This is a genomic window from Paenibacillus solanacearum (genome assembly GCF_910593845.1).
GTDB lineage: Bacteria > Bacillota > Bacilli > Paenibacillales > NBRC-103111 > Paenibacillus_G > Paenibacillus_G solanacearum.
In genome coordinates, this window is the sequence record NZ_CAJVAS010000054.1 from 33267 (window position 1) to 40794 (window position 7528).

Annotated in this window: 6 protein-coding genes, 17 tRNA genes and 2 rRNA genes; 3 read left to right on the top strand and 22 right to left on the bottom strand. The window is 53.0% G+C overall.

Annotated elements, in window-relative coordinates; translation table 11 throughout:
• Together KXG62_RS30545 and KXG62_RS30550 are read right to left on the bottom strand one after the other, a co-directional pair.
• A complete protein-coding gene (locus tag KXG62_RS30545) occupies nucleotides 1–807 on the bottom strand; it encodes a pyruvate, water dikinase regulatory protein (protein ID WP_218095804.1) in 807 nt (268 codons plus the stop codon).
• Nucleotides 808–831: 24 nt separating this feature from the next.
• On the bottom strand, nucleotides 832–1455 hold the full coding sequence (locus KXG62_RS30550) for a helix-turn-helix transcriptional regulator (RefSeq protein ID WP_218095805.1): 624 nt from the start codon (nucleotides 1453–1455) through the stop codon (nucleotides 832–834).
• Nucleotides 1456–1653: 198 nt separating this feature from the next.
• On the opposite strand from KXG62_RS30550, the gene glpX reads away from it, so the two are divergent.
• From glpX to KXG62_RS34275, 3 genes are all read left to right on the top strand, one after another.
• Nucleotides 1654–2625, top strand: a complete 972-nt coding sequence (gene glpX, locus KXG62_RS30555) for a class II fructose-bisphosphatase (protein ID WP_218095806.1) — start codon at nucleotides 1654–1656, stop codon at nucleotides 2623–2625.
• A gap of 79 nt (nucleotides 2626–2704) precedes the next feature.
• Entirely contained in the window at nucleotides 2705–3526 is an 822-nt protein-coding gene (locus tag KXG62_RS30560; protein ID WP_218095807.1) for a sulfite exporter TauE/SafE family protein, read from the top strand.
• Between the two features lie 509 nt (nucleotides 3527–4035).
• Nucleotides 4036–4674, top strand: a complete 639-nt coding sequence (locus KXG62_RS34275; protein ID WP_246627718.1) for a polysaccharide deacetylase family protein — start codon at nucleotides 4036–4038, stop codon at nucleotides 4672–4674.
• Nucleotides 4675–4832: 158 nt separating this feature from the next.
• On the opposite strand, the gene KXG62_RS30570 is transcribed toward KXG62_RS34275, so the two are convergent.
• The 20 genes from KXG62_RS30570 to KXG62_RS30665 all read right to left on the bottom strand — a co-directional run.
• Nucleotides 4833–5459: an SGNH/GDSL hydrolase family protein gene (locus KXG62_RS30570; RefSeq protein ID WP_218095809.1), complete on the bottom strand. Its 627-nt coding sequence runs from the start codon at nucleotides 5457–5459 to the stop codon at nucleotides 4833–4835.
• Nucleotides 5460–5617: 158 nt separating this feature from the next.
• A tRNA-Leu gene (locus KXG62_RS30575) sits at nucleotides 5618–5697 on the bottom strand.
• A 3-nt stretch (nucleotides 5698–5700) separates the two neighbouring features.
• Nucleotides 5701–5777: transfer RNA gene (locus KXG62_RS30580), tRNA-Arg, on the bottom strand.
• 20 nt (nucleotides 5778–5797) lie between these two features.
• Nucleotides 5798–5886: transfer RNA gene (locus KXG62_RS30585), tRNA-Leu, on the bottom strand.
• A gap of 8 nt (nucleotides 5887–5894) precedes the next feature.
• A tRNA-Cys gene (locus KXG62_RS30590) sits at nucleotides 5895–5968 on the bottom strand.
• Nucleotides 5969–5973: 5 nt separating this feature from the next.
• A tRNA-Gly gene (locus KXG62_RS30595) sits at nucleotides 5974–6048 on the bottom strand.
• Nucleotides 6049–6056: 8 nt separating this feature from the next.
• Nucleotides 6057–6128, bottom strand: a tRNA-Gln gene (locus KXG62_RS30600).
• A 16-nt stretch (nucleotides 6129–6144) separates the two neighbouring features.
• A tRNA-His gene (locus KXG62_RS30605) sits at nucleotides 6145–6220 on the bottom strand.
• Nucleotides 6221–6233: 13 nt separating this feature from the next.
• Nucleotides 6234–6307, bottom strand: a tRNA-Trp gene (locus KXG62_RS30610).
• A gap of 8 nt (nucleotides 6308–6315) precedes the next feature.
• Nucleotides 6316–6401, bottom strand: a tRNA-Tyr gene (locus tag KXG62_RS30615).
• A 13-nt stretch (nucleotides 6402–6414) separates the two neighbouring features.
• Nucleotides 6415–6490, bottom strand: a tRNA-Thr gene (locus KXG62_RS30620).
• A gap of 5 nt (nucleotides 6491–6495) precedes the next feature.
• A tRNA-Phe gene (locus tag KXG62_RS30625) sits at nucleotides 6496–6571 on the bottom strand.
• A 79-nt stretch (nucleotides 6572–6650) separates the two neighbouring features.
• Nucleotides 6651–6727: transfer RNA gene (locus KXG62_RS30630), tRNA-Asp, on the bottom strand.
• 13 nt (nucleotides 6728–6740) lie between these two features.
• Nucleotides 6741–6817 (bottom strand) — tRNA-Met (locus KXG62_RS30635).
• Between the two features lie 15 nt (nucleotides 6818–6832).
• A tRNA-Val gene (locus KXG62_RS30640) sits at nucleotides 6833–6908 on the bottom strand.
• A gap of 11 nt (nucleotides 6909–6919) precedes the next feature.
• Nucleotides 6920–6991: transfer RNA gene (locus KXG62_RS30645), tRNA-Glu, on the bottom strand.
• A 27-nt stretch (nucleotides 6992–7018) separates the two neighbouring features.
• Nucleotides 7019–7107, bottom strand: a tRNA-Ser gene (locus KXG62_RS30650).
• A 3-nt stretch (nucleotides 7108–7110) separates the two neighbouring features.
• Nucleotides 7111–7186: transfer RNA gene (locus KXG62_RS30655), tRNA-Asn, on the bottom strand.
• A 5-nt stretch (nucleotides 7187–7191) separates the two neighbouring features.
• Nucleotides 7192–7308, bottom strand: a 5S ribosomal RNA gene (gene rrf / locus KXG62_RS30660).
• Nucleotides 7309–7407: 99 nt separating this feature from the next.
• Nucleotides 7408–7528: ribosomal RNA gene (locus KXG62_RS30665) — 23S ribosomal RNA — on the bottom strand; the annotation flags it as partial.

The window sequence follows — 7528 nt, forward strand, 5'->3', positions numbered from 1 at the left end:
TTATTTCAAATACCCCATAATGATGCCTGCCGTCTCTTCGATCGCCTTATCCGTCACGTTGATGATGTGGCAGCCGAGCTGCTTCATGACGCGATGCGCGTAATCGAGCTCCTCCGTAATCCGCTCCATTGTCGCATATTTAGCTCCGAACGGCAGACCGACCGCCTTTAAACGCTCCGTGCGGATCTTGTACAATTTCTCCGCATCCATCGTTAAACCAACGATCCGGTTGCCTGGCAGCAAAGACAGCTCCTTCGGCAGCTTCGCTTCCGGGACGAGGGGCAAATTCGTCACCTTGATCCCCTTATGCGCCAAAAAAATGCTGAGCGGCGTCTTCGACGTTCTAGACACGCCGATCAGTACGAGACTTGCCTTCAGCAGTGCGCTCATATCCCGGCCATCGTCGCATTTCACGGCGAACTCGATCGCCTCTACCCGGCGGAAATAATCTTCATCCATCTGATGCAGCAGCCCCGGCTTACGCTTCGGCGCATCGTTGAACGTATCGATGAACGCTTCCATCATCGGCCCCATGATGTCGACCGCACGAACGCCGAAGCGAAGCGCCTCCTCCTTCATCATCTCCCGCAGCTCGGGCTGGACCAGCGTATAGGCGATGAAGCCGCCGCGCTTCGCCGCACTTTCGACAATCGCACGGATTTCGTCCTCGCTCTTGATGTGGCCGATACGTTTGGTTGTCACCTGATGGGCGTCAAACTGGCGGATTGTCGCTTTCACGACCGCTTCCGCCGTTTCGCCAACCGAGTCCGAACATATCGTTATTTCATAAGGCTGATCGTCCTTCATCCGGTTTTGCTCCCTTTCCCTCTATTAGCCCTTGATCGCCAGATCAAGCAATATTTTCGTCATAATCGTTTTGGTGATGCGCCCGACCACGTCAAACCGTTTTCGCCCGTCTGCCGCACTGCTCTTGGAGACGACGACCGGCAAACTGTCCACCTGATGGTTAATCATTTTGCGCGCGGCATCGATCACCGATTCTTCCGGCGTGACATGAACGACGTTCGGTTCGCGGGTCATCACCATGCTAACGGGCATCGCCGCCGCATTCGTGTTGCCAAGCGTAAACTTTAACAAGTCTTTCCGTGAAATGACGCCTGTCATACATCCCTCGTCATCGACGGCTACCAGGCTGCCGACATCTTCCATGAACAGCTGTACGACCGCATCATGCACGGACGACTGTTCCCGAATGACTACAGGCATAGACTGCACGTCTTTCACTTTAATTTGTTGCAAATGCTGAGCCGCAATCGAGCCGGGAGTTACCGTCACGCCAGGCGTATATCCCACCTTCGGTTTCGCATCGATCAGCCCCAGCATCACCAGAAGCGCCAAATCCGACCGGAGTGTAGGCCGGCTTAGGCCGAGCAATTCCGCGATTTGCTCTCCCGTTATGGGAGCGTTTGCTTTTACTAGCTCGACGATATGCAATTGACGTGCACTAAGCTCGATGACCGCTCACTCCCTTCCCTGTACTTATCAAGTTGCGCGTGTCATTTCCATCATTGTACCATACTTTTTTTCCGAATCGGGGATATTCATCCGAAGAATTTAATTATTGCACATTATATAATTAATTAGTATGATATATTAAATTATATATTGTATATTACTGGAGGAATTAGCAGCATGGAACGAGAATTGGCACTGGAATTTGTACGGGTTACGGAACTTGCCGCGTTGTCGGCAGCCAAATGGATGGGCCGCGGAAACAAGCATGAGGCTGACGGCGCGGCTACGGCGGCCATGCGAACGATGTTCGACTCCGTTTCGATTCGCGGAACCGTCGTCATCGGCGAAGGAGAAATGGATGAGGCGCCGATGCTGTACATCGGAGAGCAAGTCGGCAACGGACAAGGACCGGAAGTCGACGTAGCCGTCGATCCGCTGGAAGGCACAGAGCTCGTCGCCAAAGGCTTAAACAACGCATTGGCCGTCATTGCGATCGCCAATAAAGGAAACCTGCTGCATGCGCCGGACATGTACATGGAGAAGCTGGCCGTAGGTCCGGCGCTCGCCGGCAAGCTGAGCTTGAGCGATCCGCTGGAGACTACGCTGCGCCGCGCGGCCGAGCTGCTCGGCAAGCCGCTCAACAACATGACAGTCATGATCTTGGATCGTGACCGTCACCGGGAACAGATCGAGACGCTGCGCCGCGTCGGCGTCAGAATCAAGCTGCTCACCGACGGGGACGTCGCCGGCGCCATGGCACCTGCCCTTCCCGATTCCGGGATCGATATGTATGTCGGCTCGGGCGGTGCTCCAGAAGGCGTCCTCGCTGCAGCTGCGCTGCGTTGTCTGGGCGGGGAATTGCAAGGGCGGCTTATGCCTGCGGACGAGGGTGAGTTTCAACGCTGCCTGGATATGGGGCTCCAGGATCCGCGTAAAATTTTGACGATGGACGACATGGTTGGTACAGATGACGTCATCTTCGCCGCTACCGGGATTACGCCCGGCGAAATCGTCGACGGCGTGCGCATTTTCTCCGATCTCCGCGCAGAGACGCACTCGCTTGTGATGCGTGCGAAAACACGTACGATCCGATTCATTAAGTCCATTCATTATTTACCTAATAAAACTTATATCAATGAAACCGCATAAACATACTAGGGATTGATAATCCGCTCAACTGTGTTAATATTTATGTGTATTAAATATGACACGGAAGAAGGTTATCAGCATGAGCTTTTTATTTTATACCGCAGTCGGTCTGATCGCCGCCACTCTCGGCAGCTTGGTCGGACTCGGCGGCGGTATAATTATTGTGCCCGCACTCGTATACCTTGGGCCGTTATTCCTTGGAGAGCACATATCCGTCGCTACGGCCGTCGGTACCTCGCTGGCCGTTCTTATTTTTACCGCTTTGTCTTCGACGATGACCTTCTTCAAGCAGAAGCGCGTCGATTTCAAGAGCGGCTGGCTTTATTTTATTACTTGCGGTCCCGGCGCCATGCTCGGTTCGTATACGACGCAATTCGTCAACGCCAAGTCGTTCCAGCTCAGCTTCGGCTTCTTTATGCTGCTGATGGCGATTCTGCTCGTGCTTCGCGATTACATGAAGCCGCTGAATATCCAGTGGCGCATTGAGCGTACTTATACAGATGGCAGCGGCCGCACGTTTCAATACGGCTACAGCGTGCTGCCGGCGCTTGTAACCGGCCTTGCTGTCGGCTTTGTTTCCGGACTGTTCGGCATTGGCGGAGGCTCCTTGTTCGTTCCAGTTATGGTGCTGTTGTTCCGTTATCCGCCGCATGTGGCTACAGCCACTTCGATGTTCGTTATATTGCTCTCTTCTATTATGGGGAGCTTTACTCATCTTGGCCTCGGAGAAGTCGACCTCTGGATGGTGCTTGGGCTCGCGCCGAGCGCATTGGTCGGCGGTTGGCTTGGCGCGCAAATTGCAAGCCGGCTTAGCAGCAAAAAGCTGCTATGGGTGCTTCGCGTCACATTTGTCGTCGTTTCGGTCAAAATGATCTGGGAAGGGCTGTACCTCACTGCCTAAACGTATACTAAAGCCGTAGATCTACGCCTATGTTCGTTTCTTCCAACGCCGCATTGGATAAAATACTCCCTTTCATCCAACACTAACCCCAATCATCCATGGGGGAAAGGGGCGTTGCTGGAATGAGCAAGTGTATGTTTACGGTTCTTTTTTATCAATCGGTCCTCCTGTGCCTCTTATGCTCCTGTTCTTCTGTATCACCCAAATCGGCTCAGCCGCGCGAGCCGCAGACGGTCCCTAATTCCGTTCAGCGCGATCCCGGATCGCCGCTGCCGCCGGAACTGGATCCTTCCCGACGATTCACCGATCTCAGGCCTCAGAGCGACCTTGCGCCCGTGCCTGAAGCCGCACAACCCAGCGTGCCACAGCCTGCACCACAGCCACCGGCTCCGGTCCCCGCGCCCCAACCAAAGCAGCCGGAAAAACCGAAGCCAAAGCCAAAAGAACGCGCCTCTTCCCCACCGGCTGCCTCAACAAGCCAGAACCATCGGCTCACGCTGTCTCAGCTGGTGAAAAAATACCCGGACCGTCTGCGGCTCAAAGGCCCGTCTCGCTCCAATACGGTTGCGCTGACGTTTGATGATGCACCGGACAACACGTTTACGCCGCAAGTGCTGGACATTTTGAAAAAGTACAACGTTCGCGCTACTTTCTTCCTGCTAGGCGTTCAAGCAACCAAGCATCCTGATGTCGTCAAACGAATCGTAAGCGAAGGACACGTGATCGGGAATCATTCATATAACCATAAGCTGTTTACGAAATTATCGGACGACGTCTTTCGCGATCAAGTGCTCGATACGCAAAAGGTGCTGAAAAACTTAATCGGGTATACTCCGAAGCTGCTTCGTCCGCCTTATGGAGAAATAAGCGAAAGCCAGCTGTTATGGGCTTCTGATAGCGGGTTTACCGTCGTCAACTGGAATGTCGACTCGCTGGACTGGAAGCAGCTTGACGCCTCTCGCGTCACCTCCAATATTTTGAACCATACCCGGTCCGGTTCGATCATCCTGCAGCACAGCGGCGGAGGCCCAGGGCAAAATTTGGGCGGAACCGTCTCGGCTCTCCCTACGGTGATCAAGACGCTGAAGAGCCGTGGCTACAAGCTCGTTACATTGCCCGAGCTGCTTCAAGTATCCAAGCAGATGTAGTAGGCACACCACCCGCCCTGCTTCTTACGGTGCAATAAGAAAGCCACAGCAGTAGGTACCGCTCACTGTACGCTGTCACAAGCATGTGAGAGCATAAAAAAAGGAACACGAACCATCGTTATCCGTTGATTCGTGTTCCTTTTTCATATTATCGGCTCTTACGCGTGTACCGCTTCCAGCCAAGCCTTGGCGATCAATGCGTGACCTGCAGGAGACGGATGAACACCGTCTGGCGCCCAATAAGCCGGGGGCGCTTGTGTACTCGCTTGCGCGAACAATCCATCCAACGGAACGTACAACGCCTGAAACTCTCTAGCCAGCTCCCGGACCACATTGATTTTCGGGTCCAAATCTTCTCTCCATGCTTTCCTGTCTTCCGGCACAGGCAACACGAACGGCTCGACAAGGATCAGCTTGGCATCCAGCTTTTCCTTCGTCTGCACGATCAGATCCCGGTAGCCCGCCGCATATGCTTCAGTTGATGTAGGGTCATTACGATCGTATCTTCTCCATGTATCGTTTATGCCGATATAGATCGATATCCAAGTCGGCTTTAGATCGATACAATCCTGCTGCCAGCGGCCTTGCAGATCTTTGACGCGGTTCCCGCTGATGCCGCGGTTGATAAACTTGACTTGTTTCTCGGGGTACTTGCTTTGAAACAAGCCCGCAGCCATGAGCGCATAGCCTCGGCCAAGATCGGCCCCGGTCTCCCGATTTCGCCCGCAATCGGTAATGCTGTCCCCTTGGAAAAGAACAACGGCCTGATCCTCAATTTTCGTCACTGGATTTGCTCCTTCACCCTGAAATGGATTCTTCTAAAATCATTGCTCTTCTATGTACGATACTAGATATCCCAGCTTTTGTATATTGGTTCTTTTATGTTTCGAAAAACTAAAATATAAAAAGAGCCTACGAAGTAACTTCGTAAGCTCTTTTTTGATGCCGGTAGAGGGACTCGAACCCACACGGTTTCCCTCACGATTTTGAGTCGCGCGCGTCTGCCAATTCCGCCATACCGGCAAGTGGCGTGCCCTAAGAGATTCGAACTCCTGACCTTTTGATTCGTAGTCAAACGCTCTATCCGGCTGAGCTAAGGGCACACATTATAAAGTTGTTGGAGTGGTGCCGAAGACCAGACTTGAACTGGTACGGTAGTCACCTACCGCAGGATTTTAAGTCCTGTGCGTCTGCCGATTCCGCCACTCCGGCGTAAAAGTTGGAGGCGCCACCCAGACTCGAACTGGGGGTAAAGCTTTTGCAGAGCTCTGCCTTACCACTTGGCTATGGCGCCATAGATGGAGCGGAAGACGGGATTCGAACCCGCGACCCTCGCCTTGGCAAGGCGATGCTCTACCCCTGAGCCACTTCCGCATATTAAACTGGGGATCTAGGATTCGAACCTAGGCATGACGGAGTCAAAGTCCGTTGCCTTACCGCTTGGCTAATCCCCAATGATAGTAAAAAACATGGGGCGATCGAAGGGAATTGAACCCTCGAGTGTCGGATCCACAAACCGATGCGTTAACCACTTCGCCACGATCGCCATAAAATGTAATTGGCAGGGGCAGCAGGAATCGAACCCACACCAAAGGTTTTGGAGACCTTTGTTCTACCTTTAAACTATGCCCCTAAAAATAATGGTGGAGGCTGATGGATTCGAACCACCGAACTCGTCAGAGAACAGATTTACAGTCTGCTGCGTTTGGCCACTTCGCTAAGCCTCCATATGAAATTAACTGGTGCCGCCGAGAGGACTTGAACCCCCAACCTACTGATTACAAGTCAGTTGCTCTACCAGTTGAGCTACAGCGGCGTAAATGGTGGCTCGGGACGGAATCGAACCGCCGACACGAGGATTTTCAGTCCTCTGCTCTACCGACTGAGCTACCGAGCCATTATAATATATTTCTTTCATTCTGTAAACCTTTTTGTAAAATAAAAGCTACGCGTTCTATTTCCAAAAAGTAAATCAATGGCGGAGCCGACGGGATTCGAACCCGCGGTCTCCTGCGTGACAGGCAGGCATGTTAGGCCTCTACACCACGGCTCCACACAAAGTAATTTGGTTGCGGGGGCAGGATTTGAACCTGCGGCCTTCGGGTTATGAGCCCGACGAGCTACCGGGCTGCTCCACCCCGCGTCAGTAGTAATCTTATGGTGGAGGCTGACGGGATCGAACCGCCGACCCTCTGCTTGTAAGGCAGATGCTCTCCCAGCTGAGCTAAGCCTCCATGGGATAAAGTGACCCGTAGGGGATTCGAACCCCTGTTACCTCCGTGAAAGGGAGGTGTCTTAACCCCTTGACCAACGGGCCTTACATAACAATCTAGTTGAAAATCTACGGAGAGAGAGGGATTCGAACCCTCGAGACGCTTGTGACGCCTACACGATTTCCAATCGTGCTCCTTCGGCCAACTCGGACACCTCTCCATATGGCTCCCCGAACAGGACTCGAACCTGTGACAACTCGATTAACAGTCGAGTGCTCTACCAACTGAGCTATCAGGGAATAATGCTTGGCGACGTTCTACTCTCCCAGGACCCTGCGGTCCAAGTACCATCGACGCTGGAAGGCTTAACGTTCGTGTTCAGGATGGGTACGCGTGGTTCCCTTCCGCCATCATCACCAAACGATGTTTTGCATCAGCAAAACGGGTTGCGAAAGCATAAGCTCTCGTCAAGGCTTGCGCCCTGAAAACTGGATCGAAACAATACATGCTGAATAGCTTTTTGGATAAGCCCTCGACCGATTAGTATTCGTCAGCTCCACACGTTACCGCGCTTCCACCCCGAACCTATCTACCTCGTCGTCTACAAGGGGTCTTACATACTGGGAAATCTCATCTTGAGG

What these genes read in the sequence shown, in the direction of transcription:
- KXG62_RS30545 (WP_218095804.1), bottom strand. Translation starts at nt 807, where the DNA reads ATGAAGGACGATCAGCCTTATGAAATAACGATATGTTCGGACTCGGTT.
- glpX (WP_218095806.1), top strand. Translation starts at nt 1,654, where the DNA reads ATGGAACGAGAATTGGCACTGGAATTTGTACGGGTTACGGAACTTGCC.
- KXG62_RS30560 (WP_218095807.1), top strand. Translation starts at nt 2,705, where the DNA reads ATGAGCTTTTTATTTTATACCGCAGTCGGTCTGATCGCCGCCACTCTC.